The following is a 13,763-nucleotide window of genomic DNA, read 5'->3' as shown; positions in this document are numbered from 1 at the left end:
GCCGAGCGCGAACTAGCGGATCGCCTTACGCCGTCTCGCCCAGAAGCCGGCTAAGCACCCGCTCCCGGCCGATCATCGGCAGGAGCTGCTTCAGTTCGGGCCCGTGGGCCAGCCCGGTAAGCGCGAGACGGAGCGGCTGGAACAGCGCCTTACCCTTGGCGCCCGTCTCCGCCTTCACGGCGGCGGTCCACGCGCCCCAGCTCTCCTCGCCCCACGGTTCCGGCGGCAGCAGCTTGGCCGCCGCGTCGCAGAAGCCTCGGTCTTCGATCACGGGCTCGAGCGGCCCCGTCACGACCGTCCACCAGTCCTTGGCGTCCTCGAGCACGCTGAGATTGCCCCGAACGGCCTCCCAGAACGCCTGGCCTCCCCCCACGCCCAAGGCCTCGAGCCGCCCGGCCACGGCCCCATAGGGACGCTCGTGCAGGAGCTTGGCATTCAGGAGGCGCAGTTCGTGCGGATCGAATCGCGCCGGCGCCCGCGACAGCTTGGCGAAGTCGAACGCCTCGGCCAGTTCATCCAGGCTCTCATGCGCCGCGATGGGGTCGCTCGTGCCGATGGTCGCCGCATAGCTGACCACAGCCATCGGTTCGAGCCCCTCCGCGCGCATGCCCTGGATGGACAGGGCCCGGTCCCGCTTCGACAGTGCCTGCCCGTCAGCGCCCACGAGAAGATTGTGGTGCCCGAAGGACGGCGCGGACGCGCCCAGCGCTTCGAAGAGCTGGATCTGCGGCGCCGTATTGGCCACATGGTCCTCGCCGCGAATGACATGGGTCACGCCGAGATCAATATCATCCACGACGCTCGGCAGCGTGTAGAGGAAGGTCCCGTCGCCCCGGATCAGCACCGGGTCCGACAGAGAACCGGCGTCCACGTGCTGCCGCCCGCGCACGAGGTCGTCCCAAACCACGTCGACCGGCTCCAGTTTGAAGCGCCAATGGGGCTTGCGCCCTTCGGCCTCGAAAGCCGCCTTCTCGTCGTCGGTGAGATCGAGCGCCGCGCGGTCGTAGACGGGCGGCTTGCCGCGCGCGAGCTGGCGTTTGCGTTTGAGCTCGAGTTCCTCCGGCGTCTCATAGGCCGGGTAAAGACGGCCCTTCTCTTTCAGCTTTTCGACGGCGGCGGCGTAGAGCGCGAGCCGGTCGGACTGATGGACAAGCGACGACCAGGCAAGACCCAGCCAAGCGACGTCTTCCTCGATGCCGCGCGCGAACTCTTTCGTGGAGCGTTCCTTGTCCGTGTCGTCGAGGCGCAAGATGAAATCTCCCCCGGATCTTCGGGCGAACAGCGCGTTGATGATCGCCGTGCGGATATTGCCGGCATGCAGCCGTCCCGTGGGGCTCGGCGCGAAGCGGACGGTGACGGTCATCTAAACGGTCTCGCGGAATTTGTTGGTGATCGGGTAGCGGCGGTCGCGGCCGAAATTGCGTTCGGTGATCTTCACGCCGGGCGCGGCCTGGCGGCGCTTGTACTCGGCGAGATAGAGCATCCGCTCGACCTTCTTCACGGTCTCGGCCGGGTGGCCGCGCGCAATGATCTCCGGCACCGAGAGTTCCTGTTCGACGAGACAATTGAGAATGTCGTCAAGCACCGGATAAGGCGGCAAGGTATCCACGTCCCGCTGGTCCGGCTTCAGCTCGGCGGACGGATCCTTGGTCAGGACGTTCTCCGGAATGATGACGCCTTCGGGCCCGAGACAGCCCTTTGGCCGGTTCTTGTTGCGGTAGCGCGACAGGGCATAGACCTGTCCCTTGTAGAGGTCCTTGATGGGATTGAACCCGCCATTCATGTCCCCATAGAGCGTCGCATAACCGACTGAAACCTCTGACTTATTTCCCGTGGTCAGCACCAGCGGCCCGAGCTTGTTGGAGACCGCCATCAGAAGCGTCCCGCGCGTGCGCGACTGCAGGTTCTCGGCCGTGAAGCCGTCCGGCATGCCCCCCAGCACGCCGGTCAGACAGGCCCCCAGACCGTCGACGCCGCCATGGATCGGCATCGTGTCGTAGCGGACGCCGAGGGCCTTCGCGATCTGTTCCGCATCGATGAGACTCGCGCTGCTCGTATAGGCGTAAGGCAGCATGATGCAATGGACGCGGTCGGCGCCCAGCGCATCCACGGCCATGGCCGCGCAAAGCGCCGAATCGATCCCGCCCGACAGGCCGAGGACGACCCCCGGAAATCCGTTCTTGTTGATGTAGTCCCGGAGCCCCGTCACGCAGGCGAGATAATTAGCCGCCTCGCCCGCCTCGATCGGGACGATCTCGCCCGGAACGCAATGCCAGCCGTCGGCCTCGCTGCGCCACTCCGTGACAAGACCCGCGTCCTCCCAGGCCGGCATCTGCACCGCGCAGGAACCGTCCGCATTGAACACGAACGAGGCCCCGTCGAACACGAGCTCGTCCTGCCCGCCGAACTGGTTGAGATAGACGAGCGGGCACTTCGTCTCCGCGACGCGGGCACCCACCACGCCGTAACGGATCGCCTGTTTCCCCATCCAATAGGGCGAACCATTGGGCACGATCAGAAGATCGGCGCCGGCCCGGGCCAAGGCCGCGCAAACGTCCTCCTCCCAGATGTCCTCGCAAATGGGGACGCCGAGGTTCAGTCCGCCGAAGGGAATCGGCTCGGGGATCGGACCGGGCGCGAACACCCGCTTCTCGTCGAACACGCCATAGTTCGGCAGAACATGCTTGGTGCGCACGGCGGCGATACCGCCCTCCGCCAGCAGGGCCACGGCGTTGTAGACCTTGCCGCCGTTGCCCGAGCCATCTGCCCATGGGAGCCCCATGAGAATGGCCGGCCCGCCATCGCCCGTCCGCTCGGCCAGCGCCTCGCAGGCCTCGCGCGCGGCTCGCTGCAAGGCCGGCTTCAGCACCAGGTCCTCCAGCGGATAGCCGGTCAGAAACAGCTCCGAGAAGACGACGAGATCCGCACCGTCGGCGGCAAACCGATCGCGCAAGCGCAACGCGGTTTCGAGATTGCCGTCCAGATCGCCCATCACCGGATTGGCCTGCGCGAGCGCGAGCTTGAAGGAGTCCTTGGTTTCACCGGCCATGGAACGATCTCAAATCGATGAAACGCGCCGATCGGGGCCCGCCCGCCGCATGGAAGCCTACTCGCCAGCCGCGACTGAAATTTTGGGCGCGGGCCGCCCTTCCCGCTCGCGGCGCAGGCGCTCGGCCACGATAAAGGCCAGCTCGATCGACTGATCGGCGTTGAGCCGGGGATCGCAATGGGTGTGGTAGCGGTCCGACAGATCCGTTTCGGTGACGGCCTTGGCGCCGCCGACACATTCGGTGACGTTGTTGCCGGTCATCTCCACGTGGATGCCGCCCGCATGGGTCCCTTCGGCGCGATGCACGTCGAAGAACGCCTCGGCCTCCTTGAGGATCAGGTCGAACGGCCGCGTCTTGTAGCCGCTGCCCGCCTTGATAGTGTTGCCGTGCATCGGGTCGCAGGTCCACACCACCGATTTGCCTTCCCGCTCCACCGCGCGGATCAGCGCCGGCAGATGATCGCCCACCTTGTCCGCCCCGAAGCGGCAGATCAGCGTCAGGCGTCCCGGCTCGTTCTGCGGGCTGAGCAGGTCGATCAGCTTCAGCAGTTCGTCCGGCGCAAGGCTCGGTCCGCATTTCACGCCGATCGGGTTCTTGACCCCGCGCAGGAATTCGAGATGCGCATGATCGAGCTGACGCGTGCGGTCGCCGGCCCACAGGAAGTGGCCCGATGTGGCGTACCAGTCGCCCGAGGTGGAATCGATCCGGGTCAGCGCCTGCTCGTATCCCAGCAGCAGCGCTTCGTGGCTCGTGTAGAGGCTCGTCGACCGAAGCTGCGGGGTGTTTTCGGGCGTAAGCCCAATGGCCCGCATGAAGCGCAGCGTTTCGGCGATGTGATCGGAGAGCTCCCGGTAGCGGTGTCCCGCCGGGCTGTCCTCGACGAAGCCGAGATTCCACTGATGCACGTGCTCCAGATTCGCGTAACCGCCTTGCGAGAACGCACGCAGCAGATTGAGCGTCGCCGCCGCCTGGCGGTAGGCCATGTGCATGCGCTGAGGATCGGGCTCGCGCTCCTCCTCCGAGAAGTTGATGTCGTTGATGATGTCGCCGCGATAGCTCGGCAGATCGACACCATCCTGCGATTCGGTGGGCGAGGACCGCGGCTTGGCGAACTGGCCGGCGATACGGCCGACTTTCACCACGGGCGATCCGCCGGCATAGGTGAGCACCACCGCCATCTGCAGGAATACGCGGAAGAAGTCGCGGATCGTGTCCGGACCGTGCTCCGCGAAACTCTCCGCGCAGTCGCCGCCTTGCAGCAAAAAGGCCTCCCCTTGCGCGACGCGGGCGAGCTTGGCCTTCAGCTCCCGCGCCTCGCCTGCAAAAACCAGCGGCGGGAACGAGGCGAGCTGCCGCTCGACTTCGGCAAGGGCTGCGGCGTCCCGGTAGTCCGGGACCTGCTCAATCGGCTTTGAACGCCAGCTATCGGGGCTCCAACGCGGTGCCATTTTCAATCTCCACTCAAGTCCCCGCTATATAAGCATTTGAAATGACTGTGGCTAGCCGGGGATCGCGACGGCCTGTCTATCGCGGGCCTGCGTCATAGCCGATAATGGCGCGGGGAGGAACAGAAACCATTGCCTTTACTTGAACATAGCCACAAGCCCCGCGACATCGCCAAGCGGCTTCGCCGGGGGCCGAAGGTCAGCTATTTGCGAGACTGGATCTATGGTGGCATCGACGGCACGGTCACCACATTCGCCATCATGGCGGGCGTGGTCGGCGCCAACCTCTCCCCCGCGGTCGTTGTCATCCTCGGCGTCGCCAATCTTCTCGCCGACGGGTTCTCCATGGCTGCCGGCAATTTCACCGGGACCAAGGCGGAGCGCGACGAGTACGAACAGTTGCGCCGCATGGAGGAGCGCCATGTCGACCTCGCGCCCGAGGGCGAACGGGAGGAAATCCGGCAAATCTTCCGGGCCAAGGGCTTTGAGGGCGACACGCTCGAAAGCGTCGTCAGCGTTCTGACCCAGCATCGCAGCAGCTGGATCGAGACCATGATGCGCGAAGAGCACGGCATGCCCGCCGTCGTCCGCTCCCCGATCCACGCCGCGCTCAATACCTTCGTTGCCTTCGTGCTTTGCGGCAGCGTCCCGCTCCTGCCCTATCTCGCGGGGCTGAGCAACCCGGAATGGCCCTCGGCGATCATGACCGCCGCGACGTTCTTCGCCATCGGCTCGTTCCGGAGCCGTTGGTCGCCGAAGCATGGTGGCTCGCCGGCTTCGAGACCCTCGTCATCGGCGTGCTGGCCGCGAGCGTCGCCTATGTCATCGGCTCTTGGCTAAAAGGGCTGATCTGAGCGCCTTTCGCTTTCGCCGGTCCCGGCGATCGTGCAACTATCGCCGCAATTGTGAATCGCACGTCGCACACGAGCCGAGCCCCATGGCGATACAGGAACCCAAATTCAGCATCGGCATCGAGGAAGAATATCTCCTCGTCGACAAGCAGACGCGCGATCTCGTCCCGGAGCCGCCGGCCGCCTTGCTGACCAAGGCCGAAGGCGCCATCAAGGGACAGGTCAGCCCCGAGTTCCTCCGCTCGCAGATCGAGGTCGGCACCCGGGTTTGCCGCTCGGTCCAGGAGGCGCGCGACCAGCTGATCGAGTTGCGCGCCACGATCGGCCGCATCGCCGGCGAGTTCGGCCTCGCGCCCATCGCGGCCTCGACGCATCCCTTCGCCCATTGGGAGAGCCAGCACCACACCAACAAGGAGCGCTACAACGTTCTCGCCAAGGATTTCCAGCACGTCATCCGCCGCATGCTGATTTGCGGCATGCACGTGCATATCGGCATCGAGGACGACGATTTGCGGATCGACCTCCTCGGCCAGGCGCCTTATTTCCTGCCGCACCTTTTGGCGCTGTCCACGTCCTCGCCCTTCTGGCAAGGCGAGCCGACGGGCCTCAAATCCTACCGGCTCTCCGTGTTCGACGAATTGCCGCGCACCGGCATTCCGCACAGCTTCTCCAGCTACAGCGAATACGAGCGCACGATCGAGCTCATGGTCAGCGCGGGGCTCATCGAGGATGCGACGAAGATCTGGTGGGACCTGCGCCCCTCGGCGCGCTTCCCGACGCTGGAGATGCGGATCACCGATGTCTGTCCGCTGATCGAGGACGCCATCGCCATCGCCGCGCTCTACCAGTGCATCATCCGCCTGCTCTATCGCCTACGCCGGCAGAACCAGCGCTGGCGCCACTACCCGCCCTTCCTGATCCGCGAAAACCGCTGGCGCGCGCAACGCTACGGCATCGAGGAAGGCATGGTGGATTTCGGCCGGGGCGCCATGGTGCCCTTCTCGCATTTGCTCGAGGAATTGTTCGAACTCGTGGCCGAGGACGCCGCCTATTTCGGCTGCGCGCCCGAAGTCGCCCATGCGCGCACCATTCTCCAGCGTGGCACCAGCGCGGACCGGCAGTTGAAGCGCTATGCCAAGGTGAAGGCCGAAGGCGGCTCGGAGCACGACGCGCTCATCGCCGTTGTCGACGAACTCGTGGTGGAGACCGCCGCCGTGCCTGGCGCGAATACGGCGGCCGTGCTCGAAGGCGAAAGCGCTTAAGGCACCGCAGCCTTAGAGCGTCGTCTGCATCCCGCCGTCGACGTTGAGAGCGGCCCCGGTGATATAGGCCGCCTCGTCCGAGGCCAGGAACAGCGCGGCATTGGCGATATCCTCGGGCGTCCCGAACCGGCGAAGCGGCGTCTGGGTGAGCAGCGCCTTGGCGATCCCCGGGTTCTTCAGATAGCGGCCGATCAGCGCCGTCTCCACATAGCCTGGCAGCAACGTATTCACGCGGATGCCGTACGGCGCGTATTCCACGGCGAGACTGCGCGACAGGGCAGACACCGCGCCTTTGGTCGCCGAATAGACGGCCATCTGCCGCGTGTGCTTCGCGGACATCACCGAGGACAGATTGACGATCGAGGCTTTGCCGGAGGCCCGCATCAGGTCGAACGCCTCACGTGCGCACTTCACGGTCCCGTCGAGATTTACCGACCAGACCGTGTCCCATTCCACGTCGGTGAGATGGCGGAAGTCCGCACGGGCGCCGACGCCGGCATTGTTGACCAACACGTCGAGCCGCCCATGGGCGTCCTTGATGGTTTGCATCAGCGCCTTGACCTGCGCGGTGTCGGTGATGTCGACCGTGTGCGCCGTAGCAGCGCCGTTCGCCTTGACGATTTGCTCGGCCGTCTCCTTGGCCGCATCGCCGTCGATATCCGCGACCAGAACCTGCGCCCCTTCGCGCGCGAAGGTCTCGCAAATGGCCCGCCCGATCCCGGCGCCACCGCCCGTGACGAGCGCGATCTTTGCCTCAAGCCGCCGCATCGGACCCCTTGATCGGAACGGGTGGCTCCCATTTCTGCCGCAGGGTGACGAACTCTTCCGCCATGCTGGGATGAAGCGCCATGGTGGCATCGAAATCGGCCTTGGTCGCGCCGAGCCGCAACGGGATCGCCGCCATCTGGACGATCTCGGCCGCGTCCGGACCGACCATGTGCAGGCCGAGCACCTTGTCTGTCTCCGCGTCCACGACAAGTTTCATGAACACCTTCTCGCCACGGCCGCTGATCGTCGCGCGCATGGGCCGGAAGCTCGTCTTGTAGACGTCGACCGCATGGTCCTTGCGCGCCTCCTCTTCCGTCAGACCCACCGTGCCGATCTCAGGCTCGGTGAAGACTGCCGTCGGAATGAAACCATAGTCCATCGCCTTGGGTCGTCCCTCAAAGACGGTCTCGACAAAGGCCGTGCCCTCGCGGATTGCCACGGGCGTGAGGTTGGCGCGATTGGTCACGTCGCCCACCGCATAAATATTGTCGATGCCTGTCTTGGAATAGGCGTCGACCAGGATCTGGCCATTCTTGCCAAGCGCCACGCCGGCGGCTTCGAGTCCCAACCCCTTCGTGTTGGGCGTCCGCCCCGTCGCGGCCATCACGGTGGATGCGTGAAGGACATCGCCATCGGTCAGCACGACCTGGTATTCGTCGCCATCCTTTTCGATCGAGGTGATGTTCGTGCACATTCGCAAATCGACCCCCCGATCCCGCAAGGCTTCGGCGACAATATCGCACAGATCGATGTCGAATCCTCTCAGGATCTGGTCGCCGCGATGGACCACGGTGACCGCAACGCCGAGCCCTGCGAAGATCGAGGCGAACTCCATCCCGATATAGCCAGCGCCAAGGATGACGATGCTTTCGGGCAGCGCCTCCAATTGGAAGCACTCGTTCGACGAGATGAAATGTTCCGTACCCGGTATGTCAGGCAAGGACGGCACCGACCCCGTCGCGACCAGAATGTATTCCGCCGACACGGAGGCGGCGCGATCCTCGAGTTTCACCCTATGGGGGCCGTCCAACGTCGCCCGCGTCAGGAAGCGATCGACGCCCGCGTTCTCGAGCGTGCGGGTGTAGACTCCGTTCAGCCGGTCGACCTCGCGCTGCACGTTGTGGATCAGCGTCGGCCAATCGAACGCGAGGTCCCTGTGGGACCAACCGAAGGCCGCGGCATCGGCGATTTCCGCACCGTAGCGGCTGCCGTAGACCAGCAGCTTCTTCGGCACGCAGCCGCGAATGACGCAGGTGCCGCCGATACGGTACTCCTCGGCGATGGCAACGCGCTTGCCGAGCTGCGCGGCGAGCCGCGCGGCCCGCACACCGCCGGAGCCCCCGCCGATGACAAACAGATCGTAGTCGTAGTCAGACACTTTTGATCGATGCTCCGATTGATGTCTTAGAGGATGACATGGCGCCGGTGCGGCTACGCGCCGGGGTGCCGGTAGATTTTGACGCCGTTGGCGCCGGCCACAATTGCCATATCGCAAAGTCCAAGAAAAAGCCCGTGCTCGACCACGCCCGGCACGCGCGCCAGGGCGAAGGCCAGCACTTCGGGCTCCGCGATTCTCGGGAACGCGCAGTCGACGATCAGATTTCCCTGATCGGTGACAAAGGGACGATCGCCCTCGCCGCGACGCAACCGGATTTCGCCTTCGCATCCGGCTTCCGCGGCAAGCGCCTGAATGAGCAGCATCGTCGGATTGAGGCCGAACCGCACCACTTCGATGGGCAGCGGATGAGAGCCGAGTGTCTTGGAGAGCTTGCTGTCGTCGGCGATGACCACCATGCGCTCAGACGCCGTCGCGACGATCTTTTCCCGGAGCAGCGCCCCGCCGCCGCCCTTGATCAGGCGGAGCTGGTCGTCGATCTCGTCGGCGCCGTCGACCGTCAGATCCAGATGCGGCGTGTCGTCCAGCGTGGTGAGCGGAATGTTCAGTGCCGCCGCGTGCGCGCGTGTCGCCTCGGACGTCGGCACGCAAATGACCTCGAGACCCTCCCGCACACGGGCGCCGACCTCCTCGACGAAGGGGGCGGCCGTCGTCCCCGTGCCGAGGCCGAGCCGCATGCCCGGCTTGACCAGGTCGATGGCCGCCTTCGCGGCCGCCGCCTTATAGCCTGCGACCGTCGCCGCGCTGTCCGTCATCGGCCGCCGAGCCCTCCCATCATGACGTATTTCAGCTCCAAGAATTCTTCGATTCCGTGGTGGGAGCCTTCGCGGCCCTGGCCCGATTCCTTCACGCCGCCGAACGGGGCCAGCTCCGAAGAGATCATGCCTTCATTGACGCCGATCATGCCATATTCGAGCGCCTCGGCCACCCGCCAGGCGCGCGAAATGTCCCGTGTGAAGAAATAGGCCGCGAGGCCGAACGGCGTGTCGTTGGCCAGAGCAACGGCCTCGTCCTCGGTCTCGAAGCGGAACAGCGCCGCGACGGGGCCGAAGGTCTCTTCGCGCGCGATCTGCATTCGAGGCGTCACCTCGGTCAAGACCGTGGGCTCGAAGAAGGTCCGCCCCAGTTCGTGGCGCACGCCGCCGGCCAGAACCTTGGCGCCTTGGGCGACCGCGTCGCGCACATGGGCCTCGACTTTCGCAAGCCCCGCCTCGTTGATGAGGGGCCCTTGCGCCACGCCCGGTTCGGTGCCGGCGCCCACTTTGAGCGCCGAGACGGCCTCCGTGAGCCGTTCGGCGAAGCGCTCATAGATGCCGCCCTGTACGAGGATGCGGTTGGCGCTGACGCAGGTCTGTCCGGAATTGCGGAACTTGGATGCGACCGCGCCGGCCACCGCCGCATCGAGATCGGCGTCGTCGAAGACGATGAAGGGCGCGTTGCCGCCGAGTTCCAAGGAGAGCTTCTTCACCGTGTCGGCGGACTGGCGCATCAGCAGCTTGCCCACCGCGGTCGACCCGGTGAAGGTGATCATGCGGACAAGGGGGTTCGAAGTCAGCTCGCCGCCAATGGCTTCGGCATCGCCCGTGACCACGTTCAGGACACCGGGCGGGAACCCGGCCTGGCAGGCCAGTTCCGCCAGCGCAAGCGCGGTGAGCGGCGTTTCGGGCGCGGGCTTCACGACCACGGTGCACCCCGCCGCCAAGGCGGGCGAGATCTTGCGCGTGATCATGGCGAACGGGAAGTTCCACGGGGTGATGGCGCCGACGACCCCGACCGGCTGTTTCAGGACGAGCATGCGGCCGCTCTGCTTCGGCGTAGGGATGATCTCGCCCAGAACGCGCCGCGCCTCCTCGGCGTAGAACTCGGTGAACGCGGACCCGTAATCCACTTCCGCGCGCGCCTCGGCCAGGGGCTTGCCCTGCTCGGCCGTCATGAGATGTGCAAGGTCTTCGGCATGGGCCTGCTGGAGCTCGTACCAGGCGCGCAGAATTTGCGCCCGCTCCTTGGCCAGCAAACCGCTCCAGGCGGCGAACGCACCATGCGCCGCTTCGATGGCCGCGCGGGTCTCCGCGGCGCCCAGACGGGGCACCCGTCCGACCGCCGCGCCCGTCGCCGGGTTCGTCACGTCGTCTTTCGGCGTGCCGGTCCACACGCCGCCGATCAAGCATTGGTCCTTGATGAGGGTCGGTGTTTTGAGCTGCATGTCCCGCTCTCTACGCCGCTGCTTGCGCAACGGCAAGTCACGTGTGGAGAGGCGCATGCTCGAAGGTGCGACAATTGTTTTCGATCTGGACGGCACGCTGGTGGACACCGCGCCCGACCTCACCAACGCGCTCAACCATGCCCTGAGGCTGCACGGACACCGCCCCGTTGAGGCGGCACGCGTCCGCGAGGCGGTGGGTCGCGGTGCCTTGGCCATGATCCGCGAGGCGCTTGGCACAGAGCCCGATCCGCAGACGATGCTCGACGACTTTCTCGTCCACTACGAGGCCAATATCGCCGCCGAGAGCCGCCCCTTTCCCGGTGCCGTGGCCATGCTGGATCGATTGACGGCGCGCGGCGCGCGGCTCGCGGTCTGCACCAACAAGCGCGCGCACCTGGCCAATCTCCTGCTCGAAGCGCTCGAGATTCACCACCATTTCGCGGCGGTCGCGGGCCGCGACACGTTCGAAACGTCCAAGCCCCATCCGGGACATCTTCTCGGCGCCATTGCCGCGAGTGGCGGCGACCGGACGCAGGCGGTCATGGTCGGAGACAGCGCCGTCGACATTCAGGCGGCCCAAGGGGCGGGCATCCCCTCGATCCTCGTCTCCTTCGGCTACAGCCCGCCGCCGCCGGAGGGCCCGCACCCCAGCGCGGTCATCGACGGTTTCGCGGCCCTGGAGGCGCAAGCCGAAATCCTCCTCAAACGCTTGACAGAACACGATCCGACCCCCTCCTAATAGCGCCCGGGCTATTGCGCCAGAATGCCGCCCCAATCGCCATATCGACCGCAACCAACAGCCATAATTGCGCGCTAGGTAGGGAACTGAGCTTGTTGCGCCAAGGAGAAATGGAATGCGCGAACGCATTGTGATCAGCGCTTGCATCGTCTTGCTGATGGGCGGACCCGCCCTTGCCGAAGATGCCGGACAGGCCTGCGTGGACCAGCTTTCCCAAACGGAAAGCCTCGTGGACGAGACGGTCAACTCCAAGGCGCTCGACGAGGGCGACGTCGAAGAGGTGAACTGGCTTCTCGACGAGGCGGACACGGCCTGCACCAACGGGGACTACGAGAAGGCCAAGACGACCTTGGCCAAGGTCAAGACCATGCTGAAGGAGGCCCCGGCCCCGGCGGCGGCGGCGGAAGAGACGGCCCAGTAGACCTCGTCGCGGACCGCGCCGCGTTGCGCCGGCAACGCGGCATGACTCAAGACTCTTTGGTTTAGGGCTCCTCGGCTCAGATCTTCTCGGCTCAAGTCTCCTCGGGTTAAGTCTCCTTGACTTCGAAGGGACCCGTTCGCTAAATGCGCGCTTGCCGTCGCGGCCCCTCGAACCTTCCGAGGCGAGGACGCGATTTGGCCTGGGCGCGACTCCCAAGAGCGCCCCGCACGGGCGGTTAGCTCAGCTGGTAGAGCACTGTGTTCACATCGCAGGGGTCACTGGTTCAAGTCCAGTACCGCCCACCATTCCTTCCTTTGTTCCGATGCATGAAATGCCCATGGCGCGCTGGCGAGACCGCCGATCATGCCGGCGGCACAACCGGCGCCGGAGCGCGTATAGTGCCGGGACGACAAGCCTGTCGCAGCGCCCCGGACCGAGGAGGAAGACGAACCCGATGTTGAAGCAAGTCCTGCTGTTCTGGCTTTCCACCCGGGAACTGCCGACCGAGGCCAAGGCCGTCGGCGCTTTCCTGATCTGGTCCGCCGACGAGAGATCCTGGCGCGTGAACGGGCTACCCGTTCGGAAAGTGGCCGACTTCACGGGGCGCCCCGCCGGGAGAGTCGAGACCATGATCGATTGCCTCAAGGAGCATTACGTCATTGCGCATGGCGAAGTGCGCGCCAACACGATCAACTGCCAACTGGACGCGCTGCACATGGCGCGGAGCTGCGGCATCCGGCTTGCCGAGGCGGGGTATCGCACGGACTCCGAGATCGTTTGGCATCACGTCGATGCGCGTTCCCCCGAGCTCGAAGCGCGCATGCAGACCGTGATCCCGTTCCCGTTGCGCCCGTAAGCGGCCCGCCGCCGCTCGACGACACTGGCGCACCGGCTGGCGTCCTGCCATCCTCGACCTCGTGCGGCATGGGCCAAGCGCGGGGCCGGCCATGACAGGCCACATCGGCACCTGAGCGGACGCCACGGCGCACGGGCTGATCCAAAGGAGGAAACAAATGTCGAATCCGACGCTTCGCGAACTCACAGGCATGAACCCGGACCCCGCGCCCATCTCTGAAAGCGCGCTGGTGCTGATCGATTGTCAGCAGACCTATCGCGAGGGTGTCATGCAGCTCGAGGACGTCGAGGCGGCGCTGAAGGAAGCGGCGGAGCTCCTTCGGCGATTCCGGGAGGCGGGACGCCCGGTCATCCACATCGTGCACGATGCCGGTGCCGGAACGCCTTACGACGTCGGAGCGCCGATCGGCCAAATCGCCGATATCGTGTCTCCCCTCGAGGGTGAGACGGTCATCGTCAAGCATTTCCCGTCGGCCTTTGAGCAGACGGAACTGGATTGGGAACTCAAGAAGCAAGGAATCGAGAATGTCGTGTATGTGGGCTTCATGACCCATATGTGCGTGAACTCGACCGCCCGGGCCTCGTTCAACCGTGGCTACGCGAACACCGTGGTCGCCGGGGCCACGGCGACGCGTGCGATCCCAAATCCCGCGACCGGCGAGGACGTGCCTGCGAAAGACTTGCAAGGCGCGAGCCTGTCCGCGCTCGGCGACATGTTTGCGGTTGTCGTCGCCGACGGTAAGAGCGTGCCGGACTAGGACGCGCACGCAACG

The 13,763-nt window shown here is 65.6% G+C and carries 13 protein-coding genes and 1 tRNA gene; 7 read left to right on the top strand and 7 right to left on the bottom strand.

Annotation, left to right across the window (positions count from 1 at the left end):
* Nucleotides 1-25: 25 nt before the first annotated feature.
* The 3 genes from gltX to AUC68_RS12400 are packed head-to-tail and all read right to left on the bottom strand — an operon-like array spanning nucleotide 26 to nucleotide 4,498.
* Entirely contained in the window at nucleotides 26-1,363 is a 1,338-nt protein-coding gene (gene gltX, locus AUC68_RS12410) for a glutamate--tRNA ligase (protein WP_069437939.1), read from the bottom strand.
* Nucleotides 1,364-3,049 carry an NAD+ synthase gene (locus AUC68_RS12405; protein WP_069437938.1) on the bottom strand — a complete coding sequence of 562 codons (1,686 nt, stop codon included), beginning with the start codon at nucleotides 3,047-3,049 and terminating at the stop codon, nucleotides 1,364-1,366.
* 57 nt (nucleotides 3,050-3,106) lie between these two features.
* A complete protein-coding gene (locus AUC68_RS12400; protein WP_069437937.1) occupies nucleotides 3,107-4,498 on the bottom strand; it encodes a class II 3-deoxy-7-phosphoheptulonate synthase in 1,392 nt (463 codons plus the stop codon).
* A 129-nt stretch (nucleotides 4,499-4,627) separates the two neighbouring features.
* On the opposite strand from AUC68_RS12400, the gene AUC68_RS12395 reads away from it, so the two are divergent.
* Nucleotides 4,628-5,335, top strand: coding sequence for a VIT1/CCC1 transporter family protein (locus tag AUC68_RS12395; protein WP_204377032.1), 708 nt, complete (start codon nucleotides 4,628-4,630; stop codon nucleotides 5,333-5,335).
* 97 nt (nucleotides 5,336-5,432) lie between these two features.
* On the top strand, nucleotides 5,433-6,608 hold the full coding sequence (locus AUC68_RS12390) for a carboxylate-amine ligase (RefSeq protein ID WP_141701267.1): 1,176 nt from the start codon (nucleotides 5,433-5,435) through the stop codon (nucleotides 6,606-6,608).
* A 12-nt stretch (nucleotides 6,609-6,620) separates the two neighbouring features.
* Here the strand turns inward: AUC68_RS12390 and AUC68_RS12385 are convergent, their stop codons facing one another.
* The 4 genes from AUC68_RS12385 to AUC68_RS12370 are packed head-to-tail and all read right to left on the bottom strand — an operon-like array spanning nucleotide 6,621 to nucleotide 10,975.
* Entirely contained in the window at nucleotides 6,621-7,376 is a 756-nt protein-coding gene (locus tag AUC68_RS12385; protein ID WP_069437936.1) for an SDR family NAD(P)-dependent oxidoreductase, read from the bottom strand.
* Nucleotides 7,363-8,754 (bottom strand): glutathione-disulfide reductase, encoded by a 1,392-nt coding sequence (gene gor, locus AUC68_RS12380; RefSeq protein ID WP_069437935.1) that lies wholly within the window; start codon nucleotides 8,752-8,754, stop codon nucleotides 7,363-7,365. Before gor ends, AUC68_RS12385 begins: the two co-directional genes overlap by 14 nt.
* A gap of 53 nt (nucleotides 8,755-8,807) precedes the next feature.
* Nucleotides 8,808-9,527, bottom strand: coding sequence for a ribose-5-phosphate isomerase RpiA (gene rpiA / locus AUC68_RS12375; RefSeq protein WP_069437934.1), 720 nt, complete (start codon nucleotides 9,525-9,527; stop codon nucleotides 8,808-8,810).
* Nucleotides 9,524-10,975 carry an NAD-dependent succinate-semialdehyde dehydrogenase gene (locus tag AUC68_RS12370; RefSeq protein ID WP_069437933.1) on the bottom strand — a complete coding sequence of 484 codons (1,452 nt, stop codon included), beginning with the start codon at nucleotides 10,973-10,975 and terminating at the stop codon, nucleotides 9,524-9,526. The genes rpiA and AUC68_RS12370 overlap by 4 nt, the downstream gene beginning before the upstream one ends.
* A 55-nt stretch (nucleotides 10,976-11,030) precedes the next feature.
* Between AUC68_RS12370 and AUC68_RS12365 the strand changes: the two genes are divergently transcribed.
* The 5 genes from AUC68_RS12365 (at nucleotide 11,031) to AUC68_RS12345 (ending at nucleotide 13,748) form a co-directional block, all read left to right on the top strand.
* Nucleotides 11,031-11,714, top strand: coding sequence for an HAD-IA family hydrolase (locus AUC68_RS12365; protein ID WP_069437932.1), 684 nt, complete (start codon nucleotides 11,031-11,033; stop codon nucleotides 11,712-11,714).
* 115 nt (nucleotides 11,715-11,829) lie between these two features.
* The gene (locus AUC68_RS12360; protein WP_069437931.1) at nucleotides 11,830-12,135 is read left to right on the top strand and encodes a hypothetical protein; all 306 of its coding nucleotides are present in this window, start codon (nucleotides 11,830-11,832) and stop codon (nucleotides 12,133-12,135) included.
* 229 nt (nucleotides 12,136-12,364) lie between these two features.
* Nucleotides 12,365-12,440: transfer RNA gene (locus AUC68_RS12355), tRNA-Val, on the top strand.
* 149 nt (nucleotides 12,441-12,589) lie between these two features.
* Nucleotides 12,590-12,991, top strand: coding sequence for a hypothetical protein (locus tag AUC68_RS12350; RefSeq protein WP_069437930.1), 402 nt, complete (start codon nucleotides 12,590-12,592; stop codon nucleotides 12,989-12,991).
* Between the two features lie 157 nt (nucleotides 12,992-13,148).
* Entirely contained in the window at nucleotides 13,149-13,748 is a 600-nt protein-coding gene (locus AUC68_RS12345; protein ID WP_069437929.1) for a cysteine hydrolase family protein, read from the top strand.
* Nucleotides 13,749-13,763: the final 15 nt, after the last annotated feature.

The sequence above is a fragment of the Methyloceanibacter methanicus genome (assembly GCF_001723285.1).
Classification (GTDB): domain Bacteria; phylum Pseudomonadota; class Alphaproteobacteria; order Rhizobiales; family Methyloligellaceae; genus Methyloceanibacter; species Methyloceanibacter methanicus.
This window is presented reverse-complemented; position numbering and strand designations above follow the sequence as displayed.